Source organism: Leyella lascolaii (assembly GCF_900079775.1).
Taxonomy (GTDB): Bacteria; Bacteroidota; Bacteroidia; order Bacteroidales; family Bacteroidaceae; genus Prevotella; species Prevotella lascolaii.
This window is the reverse complement of sequence record NZ_LT556034.1, coordinates 65,082-89,283: the sequence shown is the minus strand read 5'-3', so window position 1 is coordinate 89,283 and position 24,202 is coordinate 65,082. Positions and strand designations below refer to the sequence as shown.

The 24,202-nt window shown below is 47.2% G+C and carries 17 protein-coding genes, 1 tRNA gene and 5 pseudogenes; 16 read left to right on the top strand and 7 right to left on the bottom strand.

Features of this window, described 5'->3' with window-relative positions:
- Positions 1–174 precede the first annotated feature (174 nt).
- The 6 genes from BN4609_RS00430 to BN4609_RS00395 all read left to right on the top strand — a co-directional run bounded on the left by BN4609_RS00430 (position 175) and on the right by BN4609_RS00395 (position 8,690).
- Positions 175–3,084: an AAA domain-containing protein gene (locus BN4609_RS00430; RefSeq protein ID WP_164071535.1), complete on the top strand. Its 2,910-nt coding sequence runs from the start codon at positions 175–177 to the stop codon at positions 3,082–3,084.
- 362 nt (positions 3,085–3,446) lie between these two features.
- The gene (locus tag BN4609_RS00425) at positions 3,447–4,025 is read left to right on the top strand and encodes a porin family protein (protein ID WP_068854843.1); all 579 of its coding nucleotides are present in this window, start codon (positions 3,447–3,449) and stop codon (positions 4,023–4,025) included.
- Between the two features lie 741 nt (positions 4,026–4,766).
- Positions 4,767–5,345, top strand: coding sequence for a porin family protein (locus BN4609_RS00415; RefSeq protein WP_068854840.1), 579 nt, complete (start codon positions 4,767–4,769; stop codon positions 5,343–5,345).
- A gap of 742 nt (positions 5,346–6,087) precedes the next feature.
- Positions 6,088–6,687: a porin family protein gene (locus tag BN4609_RS00410; protein ID WP_068854838.1), complete on the top strand. Its 600-nt coding sequence runs from the start codon at positions 6,088–6,090 to the stop codon at positions 6,685–6,687.
- A 1,094-nt stretch (positions 6,688–7,781) separates the two neighbouring features.
- A complete protein-coding gene (greA, locus tag BN4609_RS00400; protein WP_068854835.1) occupies positions 7,782–8,249 on the top strand; it encodes a transcription elongation factor GreA in 468 nt (155 codons plus the stop codon).
- A gap of 36 nt (positions 8,250–8,285) precedes the next feature.
- Entirely contained in the window at positions 8,286–8,690 is a 405-nt protein-coding gene (locus BN4609_RS00395; protein WP_068854833.1) for an HIT family protein, read from the top strand.
- Positions 8,691–8,785: 95 nt separating this feature from the next.
- Here BN4609_RS00395 and BN4609_RS00390 read toward each other — a convergent pair whose 3' ends face one another.
- Positions 8,786–9,877 (bottom strand): mannose-1-phosphate guanylyltransferase, encoded by a 1,092-nt coding sequence (locus BN4609_RS00390; protein ID WP_021993132.1) that lies wholly within the window; start codon positions 9,875–9,877, stop codon positions 8,786–8,788.
- 817 nt (positions 9,878–10,694) lie between these two features.
- On the opposite strand from BN4609_RS00390, the gene BN4609_RS00380 reads away from it, so the two are divergent.
- A tRNA-Leu gene (locus tag BN4609_RS00380) sits at positions 10,695–10,776 on the top strand.
- Between the two features lie 209 nt (positions 10,777–10,985).
- Positions 10,986–11,831: an aspartyl protease family protein gene (locus BN4609_RS00375; protein ID WP_068854829.1), complete on the top strand. Its 846-nt coding sequence runs from the start codon at positions 10,986–10,988 to the stop codon at positions 11,829–11,831.
- A 20-nt stretch (positions 11,832–11,851) separates the two neighbouring features.
- On the opposite strand, the gene BN4609_RS00370 is transcribed toward BN4609_RS00375, so the two are convergent.
- Positions 11,852–12,850: a peptidase associated/transthyretin-like domain-containing protein gene (locus BN4609_RS00370; protein ID WP_164071534.1), complete on the bottom strand. Its 999-nt coding sequence runs from the start codon at positions 12,848–12,850 to the stop codon at positions 11,852–11,854.
- An 11-nt stretch (positions 12,851–12,861) separates the two neighbouring features.
- The gene (locus BN4609_RS00365) at positions 12,862–13,554 is read right to left on the bottom strand and encodes a CPBP family intramembrane glutamic endopeptidase (protein WP_068854824.1); all 693 of its coding nucleotides are present in this window, start codon (positions 13,552–13,554) and stop codon (positions 12,862–12,864) included.
- Between the two features lie 483 nt (positions 13,555–14,037).
- Between BN4609_RS00365 and BN4609_RS00360 the strand changes: the two are divergent.
- From BN4609_RS00360 to BN4609_RS00345, 5 genes and pseudogenes are all read left to right on the top strand, one after another.
- A pseudogene (locus BN4609_RS00360) lies at positions 14,038–14,328 on the top strand (toprim domain-containing protein); the annotation flags it as partial.
- A gap of 156 nt (positions 14,329–14,484) precedes the next feature.
- Positions 14,485–14,601: pseudogene (locus BN4609_RS17050) on the top strand (plasmid mobilization relaxosome protein MobC); the annotation flags it as partial.
- Positions 14,582–15,499: a relaxase/mobilization nuclease domain-containing protein gene (locus BN4609_RS00355; protein ID WP_068854822.1), complete on the top strand. Its 918-nt coding sequence runs from the start codon at positions 14,582–14,584 to the stop codon at positions 15,497–15,499. The pseudogene BN4609_RS17050 and the gene BN4609_RS00355, both read left to right, overlap by 20 nt.
- A gap of 6 nt (positions 15,500–15,505) precedes the next feature.
- Positions 15,506–16,237 (top strand): hypothetical protein, encoded by a 732-nt coding sequence (locus tag BN4609_RS00350; RefSeq protein ID WP_068854820.1) that lies wholly within the window; start codon positions 15,506–15,508, stop codon positions 16,235–16,237.
- Between the two features lie 231 nt (positions 16,238–16,468).
- Entirely contained in the window at positions 16,469–18,484 is a 2,016-nt protein-coding gene (locus BN4609_RS00345) for a KUP/HAK/KT family potassium transporter (RefSeq protein WP_068854818.1), read from the top strand.
- Between the two features lie 158 nt (positions 18,485–18,642).
- On the opposite strand, the pseudogene BN4609_RS00340 reads toward BN4609_RS00345, so the two are convergent.
- Both BN4609_RS00340 and BN4609_RS00335 read right to left on the bottom strand, forming a co-directional pair.
- Positions 18,643–19,760, bottom strand: a pseudogene (locus tag BN4609_RS00340) (PDDEXK nuclease domain-containing protein).
- 25 nt (positions 19,761–19,785) lie between these two features.
- Positions 19,786–21,014: pseudogene (locus tag BN4609_RS00335) on the bottom strand (tyrosine-type recombinase/integrase).
- A gap of 100 nt (positions 21,015–21,114) precedes the next feature.
- Here BN4609_RS00335 and BN4609_RS00325 point away from each other — a divergent pair.
- From BN4609_RS00325 to BN4609_RS00315, 3 genes and pseudogenes are all read left to right on the top strand, one after another.
- Positions 21,115–21,411, top strand: a complete 297-nt coding sequence (locus BN4609_RS00325; protein WP_068854814.1) for a hypothetical protein — start codon at positions 21,115–21,117, stop codon at positions 21,409–21,411.
- A 50-nt stretch (positions 21,412–21,461) separates the two neighbouring features.
- Positions 21,462–21,662, top strand: a pseudogene (locus BN4609_RS00320) (IS982 family transposase); the annotation flags it as partial.
- A 44-nt stretch (positions 21,663–21,706) separates the two neighbouring features.
- The gene (locus BN4609_RS00315) at positions 21,707–22,687 is read left to right on the top strand and encodes an IS982 family transposase (RefSeq protein ID WP_068854812.1); all 981 of its coding nucleotides are present in this window, start codon (positions 21,707–21,709) and stop codon (positions 22,685–22,687) included.
- A 25-nt stretch (positions 22,688–22,712) separates the two neighbouring features.
- Here BN4609_RS00315 and arsB read toward each other — a convergent pair whose 3' ends face one another.
- Together arsB and BN4609_RS00305 are read right to left on the bottom strand one after the other, a co-directional pair.
- Entirely contained in the window at positions 22,713–23,759 is a 1,047-nt protein-coding gene (arsB, locus tag BN4609_RS00310) for an ACR3 family arsenite efflux transporter (protein WP_005655265.1), read from the bottom strand.
- A gap of 12 nt (positions 23,760–23,771) precedes the next feature.
- Positions 23,772–24,200, bottom strand: a complete 429-nt coding sequence (locus BN4609_RS00305) for an arsenate reductase ArsC (RefSeq protein WP_068854810.1) — start codon at positions 24,198–24,200, stop codon at positions 23,772–23,774.
- Between the last annotated feature and the right edge of the window lie 2 nt (positions 24,201–24,202).

The window sequence follows — 24,202 nt, the reverse complement described above, 5'->3', positions numbered from 1 at the left end:
TCTCATCCTGAACTATTTACCAATAGCTTTGATAAGATAAAGGGGATTAAGTGTAATAAAACAAAAGAAAAACGGGATGAAGAGGATAATTATATAAGATGTGTTGTACAGTGTTATAGCGATAGCTACATTACTGTATATGCTCAAAAAAAACAGGGCGTCAGGGAGCTGCGCGTGTCATACGGTGCCGCGCCAGGCGGTGACGAGTATGGCTATCTGCGCGGTATACTACGCAGAGGCATGCGGCTCAATCTGCTCGACACGCGCATGGCGGACAATAAGGTTGTGGCGGGCGAGATAGTCGTCGAGCCCGATTTTCTGGTAGACATAAGCTCGCTGGCGGCGTGCTTCGAGGACTTCGGACACCATCCGCTGCTCTACACGCTCAACCGTCTGAAAAAACGCCCTAACACCTATCACATCATACTCGGTAACTTCGCTGGCATGGTGCTCGACGATGTGATAAACAGCCCGCACTTCTCTCTGAACGACACAATAAGGAAAAACTTCCGCGAGAAAGCCATAGAGTATGCCTCGTGCGGTGAGTTCAGTCCGGCAACATTCAAGAAGGACGCTACCGCACAGGCACGTAACATCAGGCAGACAACATCAGCCCTGTTCGGCATATACGACAGGTCGAAAGTGCTTCTCGAGCCTTCGTTCGTGTGTGAGATGCTCGGTGTGCAGGGACGTGTGGACATGATGACGTCCGACAGACGCATGCTCGTGGAGCAGAAGTCGGGCAGAAACCGATACATAGAGCTTGGCAGGCAAAACGGCAGCGGCGGAAAGTATCTTGAAAAACATTATGTCCAGCTGCTGCTTTATTACGGAGTGCTGAAATACAACTTCGGTCTGGACGGGCAGGACATCGAGGTCATGCTGCTCTACTCGAAGTATCCGATGCCCGAGGGACTCATACGCACGAGACATCTTGAGGCTGAACTGCGCGAGGCAATAGCTTTCCGCAATCTCGTTGTGGCGCAGGAGCACGCCATGACAAGCGACGGTTTTGCCTCGGCGATAGACCGTCTGACGCCAGAAACGCTCAACGTGAACGGCATGGACGGTTTCTTTTATGACAGATATCTACTGCCGCAGCTTCAGGAGGTGACCTCTCCGCTGGCGTCGCTCCCGCAGTTGGAACGCGCCTATCTGTGCCGCATGATGACCTTTGTGCTCAAAGAGCAGCAGCTGGCGAAGACGGGTTGTCTTGCCGGAGCGGGCTGTAGCGTGGCTGACATGTGGCGCATGAGTGTGGAGGAGAAGCTCGACGCCGGAAGCATGTACGTGGGACTGGAGCTTGCCGGACTCGCAATAAACGAGGCGACAGGCAGCTACGACATGCTGACACTCGACGTTCCCGACTGCGGCGACGACTTCTCGCCCAACTTCAGGAGCGGAGACATGGTGTATGTATACGCTTATGCGGAAGACGAAAAGCCCGACGTGCGCCGGAGCATATTGTTCAAGGGCGTGATGGTGAGCATAGAGGCGGAGCGCGTGAGAGTGTTTCTAAGCAACGCGCTGCAGAATCCCGACGTCATGGCACGGCGCGACAGCCGTGGCAGACGGCTGCTCTACGCCATTGAGCATGCCGGAAGCGACGTGGGCGGGGCGGCGGTCATGCGCACGCTCTTCGACTTCGTCACCTCTCTGCCCGAACGCCGCGCCCTGCTGCTTGGCGCGCGCTCACCACGGCGCGACACAAGTGTGAGGCTCACGAAAAGCTACGGCGGCTATTTCGACCCGCTTCTTCTGCGCGCCATGCAGGCACGCGACTACTTCCTGCTTGTGGGTCCTCCGGGCACGGGCAAGACCTCCACGGCAATGCGCTACATCGTAGAGGAGGAGCTGGCAGCCGACGGGGAGCCGTCGGTACTGCTTACGGCATACACCAACCGTGCCGTGGACGAGATATGCTCCATGCTCTGCGATGCGGGCATCAGCTTTCTGCGGCTCGGCAGCGAGTACAGTTGCGACGGGCGGTTCCGCCCTTTCCTCGTTGGCAACATGGTGGAACAGACACCGCGTCTGGACAAACTGAAAGACCGGCTCATGGCTGCCCGAGTGTATGTGGGCACGGTCACGACACTCATGTCGCGCCCTTACATCTTCGCCCTGAAGCGTTTCGCGCTCGCGGTGGTCGACGAGGCGGGGCAGATAACCGAGCCGGGACTCGTCGGACTGCTCTCGGCGCATAGTCCGGAGAGTGCGGACGAGCCTGCGATAAGCCGTTTCATACTCATCGGCGACTACAAGCAGCTGCCGGCGGTGGTGCAGCAGAGCGTGGAGGAATCTGCCGTGAACGAGCCGTGCCTTAACGGGGTGGGGATAAGAAACTGCCGCGACTCGCTGTTCGAGCGGCTCGTAAGAACAGAGCGGGAAGCCCGCCGCGAGGACTTCATCGGAGTGTTGCGCCGTCAGGGACGCATGCATCCGGCAATAGCAGCCTACGCCGGAGCGATGTTCTATGCCGACGAGCGGCTCGAGCCAGTGCCGTGTCCCCATCAGACGGAGGTTCTTCCGGGCTATCCTGTCCCGCCTGCCGACAGACTTGACGAGGTGCTGTCGAGGGAGAGGGTGATATTCATTCCGTCGGAGAAGGGCGGTGGCGACGGACGCTCCGACAAGGTGAACGCCTGCGAGGCGCGCATCGTAGCCGACCTCGTGGCGCGCATCCGACGCATGGCAGGCAACGGGTTCAGCTGCGAGAAGACCATAGGCGTGATAGTGCCTTACCGCAACCAGATCACCATGATACGCCGCGAGATGGAACGCCGCTGCCCCGGTGATGCTCCGGACATATGCATCGACACTGTGGAACGATTCCAGGGCTCGCAGCGCGACGTGATAATCTGCTCGCTCACGGTGAACAGCGACGCGCAGCTCGGGTTCCTCACGGCTAACAGTTTTGAGGAGAACGGACGTGTGATAGACCGCAAGCTCAACGTGACGCTCACCCGAGCGCGCCGCCAGATGATTCTCACGGGCAATCCGGAGATACTCTCCGGGAGCGATGTGTACGCCGGTCTGATGGAGCGCATCAGGCGTGACGGCAAGTATATGAAGTGGACTTTGTGAACGGAAACACCGTCCTGCCGTCACCTTACAGACAAGACGGGGATGAGGAATAATATGATGCGGACGGACGGCTGCCGCTATTGTTGTCTTGTTTGTCACCATACGGGGCGCAGACTCCGCCAAAATTGGTGACGAAAATAAAAAAAGATGAGTAAAAGCTTTGAACCTATTCTATTTTATTCTATATTTGCGGAATAAACAAACATGCCGTCTGTCCGACGGTGCGGAGTCTGAAAGGCGTTTTGAATGACATTCTCATGGTTTCCGGACAGACATCAGGCATGACGAGGCTGAGAGATGATCAACCCTGTCAGGAGACCTTCCGGCAGGAGAGGAAAGTTTAATTTAAACATATAACCATTATGAGAAAAGTTATTATCATGGCAGTTCTGATGCTTTCATCAGTAGCCACATTCGCGCAGCGTCCTGTCGGCAGTCTGACAGTACAGCCTAAAATCGGTATGAATTTCGCAACTCTTACGAAGGCGGACGACTCTGAGTCAAGAATAGGACTGGTTGCGGGAGCAGAGCTCGAATACCAGCTCAGTGACATCTTCAGTATCTCCGGAGGTGCGTTGTATTCCCAGCAGGGATGTGAATGGTCTGAGGACGGCAGTACAAGGACAAACAAGCTTGACTATATAAACATTCCTATATTGGCAAATGTCTATGTAGTGAAGAATCTGGCGGTAAAGGTCGGTTTGCAGCCTGCGTTCAATGTGAACAGCAAGCAAAAGGCTTCAAAAGGCGATTCGAGCATACAGGGCTCCATCGAAGGAATAAAGACGTTCGACTTCTCCATTCCTATCGGTCTGTCATACGAGTACAAGAACATTGTGATAGACGGACGTTACAACTTCGGTCTGACCAAGATAAGCAAGTATGCTGACTCGAAGAACAGCGTGTTCCAGCTGACATTAGGATACAAACTTGACATTTAAATAGGGTAATAGATAATTTTTTTCCAAATGTTTGATATTTCGAAAGGGCGGTGTCGGGAGACATTGCCCTCTTTATTTTATAGATGTACACACCTCGTAACCACGTATCGGTTACCAGACTTCATCCTTATTTCGTACTGACGTCAGTAATATTGGTTCCTGGTCTCATCGGAGATGTGGCGTGCCACACAGGTAAAAAGCATGAAGCAAGATGACGGCGGCAGTGAGGAAGAGGAATGGGACGGTCTGCAATAAAGTAAAAAAACGTCATGACTGTCTGATGACCGGTTATGGGTGAAGCCGCATCCGACACTTATCAGAAACGGATTCGGTTATGTGAATACAATATGGAAGATGGTGACAGGAACGGATTCAGAGAAAGGAAACGCCGTATTCCCGTCATCTTACATACAAGTCAGAAATGAGCGACGCCACGGTTGGAATGGATGGTCTGTCGGTATTATTGTCTTGTTTGTAACCAACCGTAGCTCGGACCCGACAAAAGTGGGTGGCAGAGGCGAAAAAGTCGTGTAAAATCTTTGAGCGTATTATGTTTTTATTCTATATTTGCGGACGAAATAAACATGCCGCCTGTCAGCCGTGCGGAGCGCGGAAAGCGTTGTGAACGACGTTTTCATGGTGTCCGGACAGACTTCAGACATGACAGGGCTGAGAGGCATCCAGCCCGGTAGGGAGAAATTCCTGCGGTATAGTAAAGTTTAATTTAAACATTTAATCGTTATGAGAAAAGTTATTATCATGGCAGTTCTGATGCTCGCATCAGTAGCCACATTCGCGCAGCGTCCTGTCGGCAGTCTGACAGTACAGCCTAAAATCGGTATGAACATCGCAAATGTTACGAAGTCGGACGGTACAGACTCAAGAATAGGACTTGTTGCGGGAGCGGAACTCGAATACCAGCTTACCGACATCTTCAGCATCTCCGGAGGAGCGTTGTATTCCCAGCAGGGATGTGAATTGTCAGAGAACGGCGGTACATTGACAAGTAAATTAGACTATATAAACATCCCTTTATTGGCAAATGTCTATGTTGTGAAGAATCTGGCAGTAAAGGTCGGTTTGCAGCCTGCGTTCAATGTGAACAGCAAGCAAAAGGCTTCAAAAGGCGATGCGAGCGTACAGGGCTCCATAGAAGGAACGAAGACGTTCGACTGCTCCATTCCTGTCGGTCTGTCATACGAGTACAAGAACTTTGTGATAGACGGACGTTACAACTTCGGTCTGACCAAAATAAACAAGCATGCGGACTCGAAGAACAGCGTGTTCCAGATAACATTAGGATACAAGTTTGATATTTAAATAAGGTTACTGATAATTTTTTTTTCCAAATGTTTGATATTTTGAGAGGGCGGTGTCGCGAGACATTGCCCTCTTTTTTGTGTCTTTCCACACCGTGTAACACCTGATAGGTTATCAGACTTCATCCTTATTTCGTACTGTTGTCATTAATATTGGTTCCTGCCTTCATCGGAGATGTGGCGTGCTGCATCCGGAAAAAGCGTGAGACAAGATGACGGCGGCGGTGAGGAAGCGCGATGGGTAGGTCTGCAATAAAGTAAGAAAGCGTTATGACGGTCTGATGACCGGCTTTTGGTGAAGCCGCATCCGCCGCATGACTGGCAACGGATTCGGTTGTGTGAATACAATATGGAAGATGGTGACGGGGACATATTCAAAGAAAGGAAATACCGTCTTTCCGTCACCTTACAGACAAGACAGAAATGAGCGGCGGTACGGTGCTGATGGAGGGTCTGTCGGTATTATTGTTTCGTTTGTAACCAACCGGAGCGCGGAGTCGATAAAAGTGTGTGGCAGAGGCGAAAAAGTCACGTAAAACCTTTGAGCGTATTATGTTTTTATTCTATATTTGCGGACGAAAGAAACGTGCCGCTTGTCAGCCGGACGGAGCGCGGAAGGCGTTGTGAGCGACGCTTTCATGGTGCCCGGACAGGCTTCTGGCATGACGGAGCGGAGAGGCATCCAGCCCCATCCGGATGAATTCCGGCAGTGGAGGACAGTTTAATTTAAACATATGAATATTATGAGAAAAGTTATCATCATGGCAGTTCTGATGCTTGCATCAGTAGCCACATTCGCTCAGCGCCCTGTCGGCAGTCTGACATTACAGCCTAAAATCGGTATGAACATCGCAAACCTTACCAAGGCAGACGGTTCAGACCCAAGGATAGGAGTTGTTGTGGGAGCAGAGCTCGAGTATCAGCTTACAGACATACTCAGCATATCCGGAGGTGCGCTTTACTCTCAGCAGGGAGCCGAGGGAGACCCGTTGGATGAAGACGGAAACAAACTCGACGGCACGGCAACCGTGAAGCTTGACTATATAAACATTCCTATACTGGCAAATGTATACGTAGTGAAGAATCTGGCTGTCAAGCTCGGCATACAGCCGGCGTTCAATGTGAACAGCAAAATGGCATATTCTAATGGCGACATAAGTGCCCAGGGTAAGTTGGACAATATCAAATCATTCGATTTCTCTATTCCTATCGGTCTGTCGTACGAGTATAAGAACGTTGTGATAGACGGGCGTTATAACTTCGGCTTGACCAAGATATCCGACCTTGAGAGAAGCAAGAACAGCGTGTTCCAGATAACATTAGGATACAAGTTTAATATTTGAACATAGTAATAGTTAAATTTTTTTTCCAAATGTTTGATATTCCGAGAGGGCGGTGTCGCGAGACATTGCCCTCTTTTTCATACCAGTCGGCGCAGCGTAATCCGTATCCGCCGTTGTTGCGGTGATGTGGCGGATGCGTGTATGTCATGAATGTGTCACCCTGCTCATGCCGCGTTCCGTGCCGCCGCCATGCCTGTGGGCTTGCTTTCATGTACGCGATGTGTGGTGAAACATACTGTAAATGCAGAAAGCATGATGATGGTGGTTGCGCGGAAGGGGAACGTAGGTGTGGCGGTAAGGTGAAAAAAACGCTTTGACGGTGTGACGTCAGACCGTAGGTTCCGCATCGCAGGTAGTAAAGAATTTTGACAACTGAAAATCCCGAAACAGCTTTTTATATCGGCGTCATGACCCGTCCGTATCGCTTTTCCGCACGTGTTTCCGGGCGGAACGGTTTTTACGGTGAGGGTATTCTTATGGGTCGGACTTGCTGGAAAGCCTTTTCCGCAGTGCCGGAGACACTCTTCCGTGGTGCGGAACGGGCTTTATGGATGTGCGAAAGAGGCTTTCCTGCACTGCGAAAGAGGCTCTTCCGTATGGTGAGACATGCTTTTCCGCAATGCGGAGAAGTGCTTCCTGTCGGGATGTTTTCGCTAATGCGTTGTGTGTCAACGGTTTGGTATGATGCTCTGAAAATCGTTTATTTGCGTCCTGATGCTCCTTCCGATGCAAATAGAGCGTTCTCGCGGACTTATGGGTGGGCGGAAGTTCGCGCGCGTTGGAGTTTTGTTCGTCTTCGTGCGACGCTCGGACACTGCCTGCACAGGTGCGTAATCACGCAGCCGTATGATGTGTGGCGTTGCGGAAAGGATTCGGAACAGGCGCATGTCTGAGGATTTGTCGTATTTTAACAAATTCTCCCTTATTGTTATTAATTGTATAAATATTTGTGCCGGAGGAAATAAATTCATACCTTTGCATCAGAATATTATTTATGGGGACAAAGGCTAAGGAATTCCGACGGCAGGGCTCGCGTGTCGGAATTCTGTCTTTTTTGTCTGCCAGGAAAAACTAACTTATAAAATTTCAAGATTATGGCTTATATGTCACAAGAAGGCTACGAGAAGCTCGTTGCCGACCTGAAACAGCTTGAAGCTGTGGAGCGCCCAAAGGCATCGGCCGCTATTGCAGAGGCCCGCGATAAGGGTGACCTGAGTGAGAATTCCGAATATGATGCAGCCAAAGAGGCTCAGGCTCATCTGGAAGACAAGATAAACAAGCTGAAACAGACCATCGCCGAGGCAAAGATCATCGACACCTCGCGCCTCAGCTCGGACATGGTGCAGATTCTGTCGAAGGTGGAGATGACCAACATGACCACAAAGGCGAAGATGACTTATACCATCGTGAGCGAGAACGAGGCTGACCTGAAAGCCGGAAAGATATCCATCAAGACTCCTATAGCCCAGGGACTGCTCAACAAGAAGGTGGGCGACGTGGCTGAGATAAAGATTCCGCGCGGAACGATAAAGCTGCGCATAGACAACATCACGATAGAGTGACGCATGAGGTAATGACTGTTTTTAAAGCGTAAGATTATGGGAATATTTGCAAAGATTGCGGCGGGAGAGATACCGAGCTACAAGTGTGCCGCCAACGATGAGTTCTATGCGTTTCTCGACATCAACCCTATGGTGAAGGGACACACGCTTGTCATACCGCGCCGCGAGGTGGACTACGTCTTCGATATGGAGGATGACGAGATAGCGCGCTTTCAGGTTTTCGCCAAGAAAGTGGCTATGGCGATAAAGGCTGCGTTCCCTTGCGTGAAGGTGGGGGAGGCTGTGCTGGGGCTCGAGGTGCCTCATGCGCACATACACCTCGTGCCGATGCAGTCGGAGAAGGACATGAACTTCTCGGCTCCGAAACTCAAGCTCAGCGATGAGGAGTTTGCCGGTATAGCGGCGAAGATACTCGCCGAGTATGAGAAAATAGCCGGATGACACGTCCGCAGGAATAAGGAAAATGCCTTATGCCGCACTTCTTGTGACGCGGCATAAGGCATTTTCAGTTTGTGGCAGGTATGTGCGGGCGTGTGTCAGATGTATTTGTCGCCTTTCTTCATCTGCACCTCGTTGACGAATTTGCGCACAAGTGCCGACGAGTCCTCCTTCTTGCATATGAGCAGCACGTTGTCTTTCTCCGCCACGATGAATCCTTCCAGACCGTTGATGATGGCGAGCCGCTCTTTCGGAAGCTTTATCACGTTGTTGTGGGCGTCGTCTATCATCACGTTGCTGTCCACCACCACGTTGTCGCCCTCGCCCTTGTGCATGGCTTCGTATATGCTGTGCCACATGCCGAGGTCTGCCCATCCGAACTCACATCTCATCACAGCCACATTGTCGGTCTGCTCCAGAAAACCGTAGTCGAGCGACAGGTTGGGATATGAGGGGAAGTTCTCGCGTATGAAGTTCTGCTCGTCCTCGACGGTGAAGTCGGGATGCTGCTCGTCAAACGAGGTGAGGACGTGGGGCAGTATCTCGCCGAATCGCTTGAAGCCATAGCGCGCGTTGGCGAAGAAGAGACCCGTGTTCCAATAGAACTCTCCGCTCTCCATGAATATCTTTGCGAACTCCCGCTCGGGCTTCTCGGTGAACGACTGCACCATGAAGACATCGTTTCCCACCGGCTCGCCTGCCTGTATGTAGCCGTAGCCAGGCTCTGGACGGGTGGGCTTAACGCCCATTGTGAGTATGCAGTCGTGCGTGCTCACGAAGTCAAGCCCTTCGTTTATGTTCTTTGCGAACATTTCCTCATTCTGCACTATCTGGTCGGACGGCGTGATGACGATGCTCGCCTCCGGATTGGTGTGAAGTATCCTGTGGGTGGTCCATGCCGCGCTTGGCGCCGTGTTGCGGTGTATCGGCTCCGCCATGATGTTCTGCTCCGGCAGTTCCGGCAGCTGTTCCTTCACTATGCCGGCATAGTTGATGTTTGTGTTTACATATATATTCTCATGCGGAACAATCTTTGAGAAACGGTCGAATGTCTGCTGCAGCTGCGTGCGCCCGCATCCGAAGAAGTCTATGAACTGCTTCGGGTACTGTTCGCGGCTCCACGGCCATAGCCTGCGCCCTTTTCCTCCTGCCAGTATAACGCAATAGTTGTTTTTATGATTATTTCTCATGACGTTTGGGTTTATATATAGTTTACTTCAGCTAAAGTACAAAGTTCCACTGATACAGCCAAGACTTTTATATTTATTTTAAGAATAACCACGAATTATAAGATATCGTGTCACGGCTTATAAGATATCACGACATGGCTTATAATATATCGTGTTACGGCTAATACAATATCGTGTCACGGTTTATAAGATATCACGCGACGGCTTATAAGATGTCGTCTCGCGACTTATATAATATCGTATCACGGTTTATAAGATATCGTGTCACGGCGTTCCGCAGCCATGTACCCCACAGAGCCCGGCAACTTCTCCGCTTCTGAGGTGATGGTGCGGATGGGGCGCATCAGGCATACGTTGCCTTTATTGTGGCACTTCCGTACGATGACTCCGGCTTTCCCGACCGCTTTTATGCGCCTTATTGCACCTCGCCTCGTGCCTCTTCACGCTGCACGGCACATCGCCTTGAACCTTGTCTTTCACCATAATACGCTTCCTCCCTTTCCATAATACGCACTCTTTCTTTTCATAATACGCATCCTTCCTTTTCATTTAAAACCCTATTCCCGTTCTTTCTATGCAATGCTGCCATACATCATAAGCCCTGCCTGTATTTTTCTTTGCCTCTACTGGTGCCTTTCTTTACCTTTTCCAATATCTTCCTTTTATTCCGCCAATGCCTTTCTTATTCCCTTTCAATGTCTTTCTTTACCCCTGCCAATATCTTCTTTTGCCCCTACCGATGTCTTCCGTAAAGCAAAAAAATGCCTGTTTTCTTTGTTATTTCGGAATTAAACACTACCTTTGCACACGCATTTATGCCCAGATGGCGGAATCGGTAGACGCGCTGGTCTCAAACACCAGTGGAGCAATCCGTCCCGGTTCGACCCCGGGTCTGGGTACCCTTTTACGCTACAAATCCCTTGTAAATCAATGATTTACAAGGGGTTTTTCTTTCTCATGGTGTTAATAAGGCGTTAATATTGGGCAAGAATCGGAAAGGAGAAGCTGTACAACAACTCTGAATTTCTTTAGGACATTGTTGCCCAGCTCGGCTTTTATATCTAACTTTGCACTTGCAGACTTATCATATAAAGCAGGATACAAGGCAATGAACCATAAACTACTTCTGATGCTCACCCTGGCATTGTTATCTCTAAATGCTTGGAGTCAATCAAAGATAACGATGAAGGGAGACTGGATGTACACGGATGTAACTCTTTCTGACGGCGGCTCTGTCCACAACGTCCCGGGATTGATAGATACTGGCTGTTCGGTTTGTATCATCGATTCTACCTATGCCGTAGACTCGTGCCACATCAAGGATTTAAAAGGAGACAAGATAATGGACAACACGGCCGGACAAAGCATTAAATCGTCCTATGTCTATTTGGACAGCATCTCCTTTGCGTCATCCACATACACTCATGTGTGGTGCTTCATTGTGGATTTGACCGGGAAGCTGAAGCAGTTCGCCCCTAAGTTTATTATCGGTGGTGACATCTTAAAAAGGGATCCATGGTGCTTTGATTTGAAGACCTGCCAACTTCAACGTCTAAACAATTTACCCACCAACGTCGCGACATCCTTGGCTTGGAAGAACTATGCCGACGCTGGACTGAACATCATTCATTTTAAGGGGAAGATAGCAGGCAAGAAGACGCGCATACACTTTGATACCGGAGCCAGATTCAATGCTGTGCTTCCTACATCCGAACTGACACCTACAGCTTATATTGAGATACCCGGCGCCGATATAGCAGAGGCACTAACTACAAAAACGGTAGGGCAATGCAAAAACATCCCCGTAGAGATTTCCGATTATCGTTTCAAGGTTGACTTCATCAAGCCCACGGACGACGGCTCGGAGGAGCCCCGTCTTAATGCAAGCTTCCTCATGGGAAAGAAATGGGTGCTTGATTATGAGCATCGGCAGCTGCTCATATTGTCTCAATAATTCTGCTGGCAGCAGGTGGCTTAGCGTTTTGATACCGTCATTGTCGGCAGCTTGGCCTTGATGCTGTTGCTGATCGGAGGAATGGCGGACTGCTCGATGAACTGGTCCACATCAACTATACCAATCTTCTCGTCCTTGAACTTCTTCACATCCTGCTTGTCGGCGAAAGAAGCCTTAGTGATGTACACTTCTTCCCATTGGTCATATATCTTGCGGACGTCCTTAATGGTTACCGTCATCTGTCGGGACCACCGGCTGGAGACCATATCGGTATAGGTGATTCCATCAGGACGAAGCGCATAAACCTCGCTTGAGTGGGAACTTTTTAACTGCTGTTTATATTTGCCAAGAGACAAGGACTTCACAGTGTCTGGATAAAGATGGTCGAAACTGAACAGCACTTTTGCAGCGAGCGTGTCAGTTCGCCAGGATGCCGGATTCATCGCTTCCTTGTTTTTGCCAACACCATAGAAGTCAGGAACGGGAAAAGGAGGTGCGTATGATAAAAGACTTCCATTCCTGCATTCTTCTTTCTTAATGCTTTCGTCAATGAAATATCTTGCGGCAAGCGTACGATGGTCAACCTCTCCGTTCTTGAGCTTGACAAAGTAGTAAGCCACGCCATCATAATAATACTCCAGTTGTCCATTATAGAACTGCGGTGCTCTGAAATAAGCCTCAAACACAACGTATTCAGGACGTTTCGTGGCAACTGACACCTCGTTTAGCGCTTGCTCCCGGGTATCCATGTACAACACCTTGTCCTTCAAAGTGTCGGTGTCAACATCTTTGTTCAGGTAGGCCACATGGGATACGGAAAACTTAGGAACACTGTCCTTAAAACGAATATAACCTTCGGAGTCTGAAGTCGTCAGCAGTGTTCCTCTTGCATTGAAGACCGATGCGAATTCAATAGGTTGCCGTGTATGGCTGTCTAACAGCCTGAACTGTACTTGTACTTGTGCCTTTGCTTCTACACCTAAAAGGCAACAAACAACCAACGCAATAATATTTTCCACGAACTTAAGATTTAGTGAATGAGAAGAGGGAAAACTATTCCTGCCAGATTACAGACGGCATGAGCGATGAAGCAATATCTCACATCATGGTATCTGATAAACAGATAGCATAAAGGTATTGCAAAGACAAGCGTGTCAACTCTTAAGAAAGAGTCTCCAAGATGGGCGCAGAAAAACAAGATGGAACTGCACACAATGATAGCAATGGGGTTAAAGCCACCTCTTTCCATCATGCTGACGAGCCATTTTCTGAACAGCATTTCCTCAGCGAAAGGACCTAACAGGCCTGTCGAGACAATAGAAATGAGCAGTGGGGATGGTTCCGCAGTAGGATGTGGATAGGCCGTATTGCTCAACTGACAAATGAGATATATGGCAAGTTGCCAAAGCAGACCTAAGAGAATGGAAATCGAAACCACTTTCATTTGAAGTGCCGATGGCCGCAACATCCATAAGTCAAGCTTTTCTATTTTATTCTCTATGGCCAACGCGACTAATAGGAATGCAGAGCAGGCCATAGCCATGAGATCTGGTGCCAATTTGGAAGCGACTGCGTTGTCCCCGTTATTTAAGAAAAGGCCCATAAAAGGTGCAGCAACTAAGATCGAGCCCACCAAGCATATCACCAAAAAAACGATAATCCTGCTAACACACTTTGGCTTACTATAAGTTATATTGTTCGTTTCGCTTCTTTTATTGTCCATATACTCTAAATTCCGCAGCACTATAATTTAGATTTATTCATAAGTTCCTAAGCAGCAAAATATTGCTCAGGATTTTGCCATGTCGGAAAATTCACCTAACTCTTAGTGCTGCAAAAAAGAAAACGAATCACCAGCAAGACATGGCAAAAATACGAATATAATTTGAGAAACTTACACCTTTTGGTGGAATTTTTCCCATCATTGAGTACTTTGTTACGATTTCAACCGCATCGACTTGAAGAAGTTAAAGACGCGGCAAGTGGGATAGCGCCAAAGGCAGTGAGAGACGGTCTACCTGAACACCTGCTGCCATAAGATTTTATCGCTGACAACGATGCGGGCAAAGACATCCAGTCCGGGCTGCGCGCTGAAGCCAGAAGAGCGGATGGAGGCCGTGGTACGAAAATAATGCTTACCTTCCACGACAATCAAATTCCTGCTATAGTAGTTAATCCGACACACACAGGGCATGGCATCCTTGTCCTGCCCAACCTTGACAGGCAGGATTACGTCATACTCAACTCCACCGCCAATGTACAGAAAGCCATTGACGCATTGGGGCAGTATGAACGCATCCACTGCCTGCTCGACAATGACGGGGCAGGCATCCGGGCAACGCAAGCCATCACAGCGGAATACTCCTATCGGGTACGGGATTTCTCGCACAATTACCGGGAATATTCCGACCTGAACGATTACCTGTGCGGCAGGAAGCAGGAACAGAAAAACGGACAGAAACTGCTGCTAAGGCAGAAGAAAGGCAGGGGAATCTAACCCGGCGGAGATAGACACTGTGAGCAACGGGCAGACGTTTCTTAGGGGAAGCAAGGTTATGTTTCGGTAGACCGAAACCGCCTTGCTTTGCTCCCCGCAAAGGAAACCGCTCCCGTCGGTCGCAATTTTCAAGACAACTTCCAAATATAAAAATGTATGACAGATACAAGGAACAAATCAGGCGGTCGTTCGGCAAAGAACCGGATAGACAAGCAAAGACGTGTGGTCAGCACGAAGCTGACCGAGTTGCAGTATTACGCCGTTAGGAAGCGGGTTTAAGGGCTGTGTGGACTACGTGCTGGGCAAGCAGCAGGCGGTCTTGCTCCATGCGGACGGAGTACTGGCGGAAAGCAGGCAGGACATCATCCGCTGCTTCTGTGCACAAGCCTCCATGAATCCCCGTCTGGGCAAGCCAGTCGGACATATCGCGCTGAGCTATTCGGTAAACGATGCGCCCAAGCTGACGGACGAGAAGATGATACAACTTGCGCAAGAGTATATGCGCGAGATGAAAATCACCGATACGCAGTACATCATCGTGCGCCACCAAGACAGGGAGCATCCGCATGTGCATATCGTGTTCAATCGCATAGACAACAACGGCAAGACCATCTCGGACAGGAACGACATGTACCGCAACGAGCAGGTGTGCAAGGAGCTGAAAGCCAAGCACGGGCTATACTTCGCCAAAGGCAAGGAACTGGTTAAGCGGCATCGCCTGAAAGAGCCGGACAAGTCGAAATACGAGATTTACACGGCTGTGAGGAATGAAATCGGCAAGTCCAAAAGTTGGCGGCAGTTACAGGAGCGGCTGGCAGAAAAGGGCATCGGCATCCGCTTCAAGTATAAAGGGCGTACAGACGAGGTGCAGGGCATCTCCTTCACCAAAGGTGCCTATACGTTCAAAGGTTCGGAAATAGACCGCAATTTCAGCTTCTCCAAACTGGATAAGCATTTCGGGAACGCAGGAATGGATACCGTAGAAAATAGCCGGCAGCAGATAGTTTCCGCACCTATTTGGGAGCCTGAGCAAACGCTGCAAAGGAACGACAGCCCTTCAATGGGCTTGTTCAACCTGTTCAATGTTTCGCCGTCTGCTCCATCGGACGAAGAAATTGACTGGAGTCTGAGAAAAAATAAGAAGAAAAAGAAAAGACAACTTAAACTGTAAACGGATATGGAAGAAAATTTGATTTTAGAGGGGCTTCTCTCCATGGTCACGGAACTGAAGGAGAAGCAGGAAGCGCAGGTGACGCCAGCCGGACGCGAGGAAACCCTTTCCCGACTGGAGGCTATAGAACGGGCATTGTCTGAGTTACGCAGGAACCCGGCGGTTCCCGAAAAAGAGTTGCAAGACATCCTGACCCGGCTTGCCGAACTGCGGAAATCAGGACAGGAACAACGGCAATCTTTCGGGGAGGTCAAGAATTATGTAGTAGCCACTTTCGGCTGTCTCAAGGAAATGCTGGAAACAATGAAGCGGTACCATGATGAGCGCATGGCAGAAAAAGAAGAAGCCAAACCCGTACCGTTTCATCGGCGGATTTACAACAAAGTAACTTCTTTGGTACGCCCGAAGCTATTCCTCTTTTCGGCAGGTCTGATTGTCTGTGCCACGTCCCTGTTCCTGAATGTCCGTCTGGCTGAACGGATGGGGCAGTTGCAGGACAACGACATGAAATACCGTTATCTGCTGATGCAGGGACAAGCGGACGCCAATACCCTTGAAAGACTGGAGAATAAGTTCAAGTGGCAGCGGGACGAGCGTTTTATCCGCAACCTGACGGATTCGGTACTAGATTTTGAGGAACGTTGCCGCAGGCAGGCGGAAGCCTTGGAACGGGCAAAGCTGCTTAATGAGCAGGCTGAGCAGTTGAAAAAGGAAGCTGATAGGTTAGGAAATCAGTAAATAGCAAAAAGCCGAGGTGAAGGATAAGTCCCATAACTTCGGCTTTTGAGTTTAATAGTTATACGTAATTCAAACAGACTATTTTTTTTTAGACAAGCCTTGACCATCGTCAAGGTTTATATGATATTTTTCACGAAAAAAGAAAAGTGAAATCTTATTGTTAAGATTTTATTTTATATTTGCGCCGCTTGAAAGGAAAACAAATATATGTAGAATAAAAAACTACTTTTTATGGCAAACCTATCAAAAGAAGGCAATATTCAACATAAACTTGGATTTGCCGGGTTACTCATCACATTGGGTATTGTTTTTGGTGACATTGGAACATCGCCACTCTATGTTATGAAAGCCATCATTCATACTGGAGAAGCTCTTGATGAAAATTATGTTTTAGGCGCATTGTCTTGTATCATATGGACGCTTACTCTTCAGACTACGGTGAAATATGTGCTGGTGGCTCTCCGTGCCGACAATAACGGGGAGGGTGGCATACTTGCGCTTTATGCCCTTTTACGCCGCCACAGAAGAAGGTGGATTTACATCATTGCCATTATCGGTGCGAGCACTTTGCTTGCTGATGGTATTATCACTCCAGCCATTACGGTCACAACTGCCATAGAAGGACTTGAAAGTATCAGTCCGCATCTGCCTGTGATTCCTATTACACTGACCATTATTACCATTATATTTTTCGTTCAGCGTTTTGGTACAGAAAATATAGGACGGTCATTTGGCATATTTATGCTACTTTGGTTCCTGCTTCTTGGAATCGCCGGAGCTATCAGTCTGACTTCCTATCCTCAAGTATTCAAGGCATTCAATCCTTACTATGCAATACGGTTATTAGTGGAATCCCCCCACTGGTTTCTGATATTGGGTGCCGTTTTCTTGTGTACCACTGGTGCAGAAGCCTTATACTCTGATTTAGGGCACTGTGGCAGACGAAATATTACGGTCAGTTGGATATTTGTAAAGGTGATGCTTATTCTAAATTATTTGGGGCAAGGAGCGTGGGTATTGCATCATCCGGAAAGTGCAGAAGGTACAGTGAACCCATTTTATTCAATCATGCCACAAGAAATACTGTTGTTTTCCATAGCAATGGCTACCGGGGCAGCTATTGTTGCGAGCCAAGCTCTAATAAGCGGTTCATTTTCCATATTGAGTGAAGCTATGAACTTGAATTTCTGGCCTCGTATGCGTATTAAGCACCCTACCAACGTAAAAGGTCAGTCATTTATTCCAATGGTAAACCTTGTAATGTATATTGGAGTAATATTTACTATATTGTTGTTTCGAGATTCCACCCACATGGAAGCCGCTTATGGACTTGCCATATCTATTACAATGTTGATGACAACATTGTTGTTGGGGTTCTATTTGCATATGCATAACATTCCACGCATTCTATCAATACTGTTTGTCGGCGGATATTGTGTTATTGAAGGTATTTTCCTTGCTGCAAACCTGTCCAAATTTATGGTCGGAGGTTGGTTTACGCTGTTAATAGGTGGATTATTATGTTTTATCATGTTTGTATGGGTAAGTGCCAACAAAATTCGTCGAAAACATATGTCTTCCAAACGGTTAAGTGAATACTACAACATTATTTCTGATATTAAGGCGGACGAAAGCATATCCAAATATGCTTCTAATCTTGTCTATGTGAATCATGCAGACAAAGAAGGTTGTGTGGACGATAAATTGTTGTATTCCATAATTAATAAGCAGCCTAAACGGGCAGATCATTATTGGCTTATTAACCTTGAATTTGTGGATACACCAGACACACTTGAATATAATTGTTCCACATTAATAAAAGGGACATTGTTTAGTATAACCATGCGTATAGGCTTTCGTATAGAACCGCGCGTGAGCCTTTATTTACGACAAGTAGTTGATGACCTTGTTGCGGATGGTGAAGTAGAACTAACAAGCTCTTATCCTTCATTGCATAAGAATGGCATACCGGGTGATTTTCGCTTTATTATTATCCACCGGATATATTATCCTGAAGATTCCCGTAACCGCCGACAAAATTTGCTGATGAGCCTTTATGCCTTAATTAGAAAGATAGGCATTGGAGAACCGAGTGCGTTGGGGCTTGACACATCGGTTGTTGTTGTCGAGCGTGTACCGTTAATTATAGCTAATAGGGCAAAACATATTCGTCGTATAGAGCGGATTAAGCCTGAAAAATGCGATAATGATGCTAATATAGTCTTGGAAGAACAGAATGTATCATAAGTGACTTGCTATAATTATCGTCTGCATTTACGGTTTAGTTCTGTCTTTTGTATATACATCCAAACTAACCTAAACCTATTCTTGTTGGCAGTAATAAACGTGCTGGCGAAAAGAGAAAGAATGGCTTTCCTTCTTTTCGCCAGTAGTGTTTTTTATTGCTAATAGTTTGCAGTTGAAATGAACTTCTTAATTTCCTCTTCAGTGGGAAGTTCTATCATATACTTTTGCACGAAGATGTTCGGGTCTAATCCGGCAGTGGCGTATTTTACCAACGTGTCGCCCTTCTCGGTGCAAAGCAGGATGCCGACAGGCGGATTGTCGTCGGGTTGCATCACTTCCGCCTTGAAGTAGTTAAGATATAGGTTCAGTTGCGAAGCGTATTCGTGGCGGAACTTGTCTATCTTCAATTCCACGATGACATGGCATTTCAAAATGCGGTGGTAAAACACGAGGTCGGCAAAGAAATAATCCCCGTCTATCAGGATTCTCTTTTGGCGTGCTTCGAAGCAGAAGCCATGCCCCATTTCCAACAGGAAGCGTTGCAGGTTGTCCAGAATGGATTGCTCCAAGTCGTTTTCCGTTACCAAAGCACGGTCGTTCAATCCCAAGAACTCCAACGTAACGGGCGTGTTAATAATGTCTTTGGGCTGCAGCGGCATGGCTTGCCGTTGCACCAAAGCAGATAAGGCTTCTTTGTTTTTCGACAATCCGCTGCGCTCGTAATAGAGGGAATTGATTTGCCGCTCCAGTTCTCTTGCTGACCAACAATCCCTTATTGCTTCCATTTCATAGAAAGCACGTTTGACCGGATTTTCTATTTTAGAAATAAACTTTAAATGAGAATACGGTAATCTTTCAAATAATCTATCAGTTTGTGTATTCCATTCACTTGGTTGATTATTAACGGATTGTAATTCGGCACTCACCGTGTGCCGAATTGGGCCTGTGAATTCGGCGGACAGTGTGTGCCGAATTTCGCTTCCTGCCAATATGTATTGTGCGATAGGCTCTTTCAGTTGCGGATAAACAAGGTATAGCCGCCGGAACTCACGAAACCTGCGCTCGTTCAGTCCTTTGACATTCACCGCTGTTCCAGTTTCTTCAACAGTTGTTCGCCGTATGCGGCACGGTCTTCACCGTTTTGCTCAAACTCCACGATATAGCAGCCCATGAGCCAATTGCGGGCAGTCAGGGCGAGGTTTACAGCGTGTGCGGCTTGCGCCTGCAACGTGCTTTGTATCGTGCTGATATGTTTTACTAATGCTTCAAAGTCCATAATTGCAAAGGTAAGTCTTTTATGGTTAAAACTTTAATTCCGGCAGGCTGTTTATCGCCTCCTCTTTCAATTTATCCACCGCACGGGTGTATTTCTCCGTATGTTTCAGTCCGCTATGCCCGAGCAGGCTGGCAACCGTCTTGATGTTCGCCCCATTGTTGAGGATATTCACGGCGAATGAGTGACGGGCGCAATGCCAGCTTATGTGCTTATCTATCCCGGCTCTTTTCACCCAACGCTTGACGGATTTGCAGCAACTTTCATACGAAGGCAGGTTGAAGATGAGAGCGTCTTTGTTACCGTCTGCCGGCGGTTCTCCCACAAGCGAAAGAAGACCGTCATTGAGCGGAATGACCACACCGCTACTGGCGGAATGACCTTTGGTCTTGTTCTGCTCAAATTTTAGCAGCTTATTAGCGTAGTCGATATTCTTATAGGTAAGGTCTTTCACATCACAGAAGCGCAAGCCACAATACAGGCAAAAGATAAACGCACGCCTTACGTTGGGGTTCTCGTTGTCATAATGGCACGCAATCAACCGCTGGATTTCTTCCGGCGAAAGCACGTCCTTGCGTAGTATCTGGTTATCCGCCTTGCAGGTAACGCCTTTGCAGGGGTCTTTCAGCATCACATCGTGGTCAATCGCATAGTGGATAACCTTCTTGAAACGCTGAAAGATGCTTTTGGCTCCTTCGCCCACGCTTCGGGATTGCAGATAAGCTACAAACTGTTCCATCATGTCCTTTGTAATAAGTTCCGGCTTAATGCTGAACTCATACATTGGATAATGTTCTTGCAGAAAGTCCTTAAAACGGCTTAATGCGATTTGCACCATCCGAATGTCTTTCTTTGTATAATCGTTAATGTAGGCTTGAAAATAATCCAAGAAATTCACATGCCTGTCTTTTTTCAAGCGATAGTCCAACATACTTTCCTTGAACTCCTGTTCACGCTCCGCACGTATTCTTACAGCAAGCTCTAATGTTTCTTTGTTCTGTTGGCGTTCCGCAGGAGTACGGGGCTTTTCTATCAGATATAAACTGAGGTTTTCTTTTCGCCTGTGATGCTTGATAGCGAACTTCGGCTTTCCTGCATCTTACCGCTTTCATAATACACCTGATTACCGTTTTCATCCAACACGGGCTTTTCCTCTCTACCCAAATAATACTCCAGATACAAACTAATTCTGCCGTCCGACAGCCTGTTTTGCTCCAATTTAGGGTTTTCTTTCGTTTTATTTTCTAACTTTGCCATTGTTTAGAGGTTTTATCCCGATTTAGGTACCATAACCGGGTGATTACGCTAAATAATTGATTTTCTTTTGTTTTCCGATATTGCAAAGGTACAAAAGAAAATGGAATTTCAAAGTGTACTAAAAGTGTACTTAATGACGAAAAATGGGCAAAATATGGCAAAAATGGAGAAAATAAGAAAGACGCAAATAATTGATAATAAGGAAGATAAATTCTTTTATCTTCCTATGATTTCTATGCCTTGTACCGGGTCTGGGTACAACAAAACCGGTCAGGCGGATGTATGTCAATGCCTGACCGCTTTTTGTATTCGTCCGTTATTGATTGTTCGGTTCCCGGATGTTTCTTTCTTAAATGGTCACACGCTACAAAGAGTGTGCGGATATTGTCATTTTTAATAATGCAGAATTATTTCAACCCGTTGGTGGAATTAAATGAAGTAAAGATTATGCTTGAAAAGTTGCGCATATCTCTGATTTTTATTAACTTAGTGTTGCTCAAATCATTAAGTTTAAATCATCGTATGCACAACTTATACACAAAATTCGTCAGAATACTTGAGATATGCAAGCAATTTTCCAATAATCTCGTTAATGACCAAGGAAATATTGTCCGCTGTGGTCCGGTTCCAAAGTTCTCGGATTTGGAGGNTAATATCTATACCCGTTGGCGGAATTAAATGAAGTAAAGATTATGCTTGAAAAGTTGCGCATATCTCTGATTTTTATTAACTTAGTGTTGCTCAAATCATTAAGTTTAAATCATCGTATGCACAACTTATACACAAAATTCGTCAGAATACTTGAGATATGCAAGCAATTTTCCAATAATCTCGTTAATGACCAAGGAAATATTGTCCGCTGTGGTCCGGTTCCAAAGTTCTCGGATTTGGAGGTGGTAGCATTGTCCTTAGCGGCAGAATCGGAAAGCATCGATAGCGAGAAATGGCTTTTTGATTACAAGTTGCAAGAATACAAGGAACAAATCCCCAATCTCATATCGCGCAGGCAATTCAATGACCGCAGGAAGAAAACCGCAGGGCTGTGCGAAGCCATACGTAAGAGGATTGCCTTGAAGATGGACTGCGGTGAGGATTTCTTCCTTGTGGACTCCAAGCCGGTAGAAGTCTGTCGTCTCGCAAGGGGGAAACGCTGCAAGATGGGACAGACGGGAGATTTTTCCAAGGCTCCCGATTTCGGCTATTGCGCTTCGCAAAACACCTATTATTTTGGTTATAAACTTCATGCCGTCTGTGGGTTAAGTGGGGGCGTACATTCCTATGACTTGTCAAAGGCGAGTGTGCATGACCTCAATTACATGAAAGACATAAAGCTGGAATATCATAATTGCAGCATTTATGGAGACAAAGGATATATCTTGGCAGACGTACAGCTCGACCTCTTTGAGACGGCACATATCAGGCTTGAATGTCCTTACCGGCTGAATCAACAGGATTGGAAACCGACTTTCATCCCTTTTGCCAAAGCCCGCAAGAGGATTGAAACGATATTTTCTCAATTGTCTGACCAGTTTCTAATCATCAGGAACTATGCTAAAATAACGAACGGTTTGTTTGCCAGAATCATTGGCAAAATTAGTGCGCTGACCGTATCACAATACGCCAACTATATTAATAACAAACCTATTGGCAGAATTAAGTACGCACTAAATTAATTCCGCCAACGGGTTTGCCCTATTATTATTTTGTAGCCGGAAACCAGCTTCGTGTGTTATTGGCAATCCTTACTAACATCAACATCACCGGAACTTCGACCAGCACGCCCACCACCGTAGCCAATGCAGCCCCGGATTGTAAACCAAAAAGAGAAATAGCCACAGCAACCGCCAATTCAAAAAAATTACTTGCCCCAATCATTCCGGCAGGTGCGGCAACATCATGGGGTAATTTCCACCCTTTCGCCCAACCGTAAGCAACGAAGAATATCAGAACCGTTTGCAACACAAGCGGAACTGCAATCAATAAGATATGCAGGGGATTGTTCAGTATCGTTTCTCCCTGAAATGAAAACAGGATAATAAGCGTTAATAGCAACCCACCTACCGTATAATTATTAAATTTCTTAATAAATACGTTATTGAAATATTCCACACCTTTGCGGCGGATAACCATTATTCGGGTAATGACCCCGGCAGCAAGTGGTATCACAACAAACAGCCCTACGGATAGCAACAGAGTGTCCCACGGGATAGATACGCCGCCAACTCCCAGCAGGAAAGCAACGATAGGGGCAAACGCTACCAATATGATTAAATCGTTCACTGCCACTTGTACCAGCGTATAAGCGGCATCCCCTTTAGTAAGGTAACTCCACACGAACACCATAGCTGTACAAGGTGCAGCCCCCAATAATACCGCCCCGGCTAAATATTCTTCGGCTAATCCGGCAGGTATAAAGGCTTTGAAAACCACATAGAAGAACAAATAAGCTATTCCGAACATGGTAAATGGCTTTATCAGCCAATTTGTAACGCAAGTGACTATTATTCCTTTCGGACGCTTGCCGACATTCTTAACACTTTGAAAATCCACTTTTAGCATCATCGGATAAATCATTAACCAAATCAGGATTGCCACGGGTATAGACACGTTGGCATATTCAAATTTGCTTAATGTTTGCGGAATTGCCGGAAGCCATTGTCCCACAGCAATTCCAATAATGATGCACAAGGCAACCCAGATAGTCAGGTATTTTTCAAAAAATCCAATTCCTTGTTTCTTTTCCATAACAACAACTATTTAGCTTAATTGTGGTCTTAATTCTTTCAGGTAGAAGTCATAGAAACGGGATTTTATCTCATCCCGTACCCGATGAAATTCACTGTTTATAAACTCCGGCGTTCCGGTTGCTTCCGAGGGGTCGTCAAATCCTATATGCAGCCTATTTCTTACTTCACCCGTAAACATCGGGCAGCTTTCGTTTGCCCCACCGCAGACCGTAATAACATAGTCCCATTCCTGTCCTATATATAGGTTTACACTTTTAGGGGTATGGTGGGCTAAATCTATACCCATTTCATCCATAACCCTTACCGCCATCGGATTAACCTTTTCAGCAGGTTTTGTTCCTGCTGAAAAGACATCCAGTTTATTGTCAAATGATTGTAGAAAGCCATGTGCCATTTGGCTGCGGCAGCTATTCCCTGTACAAAGAATTAAAATCTTCATGT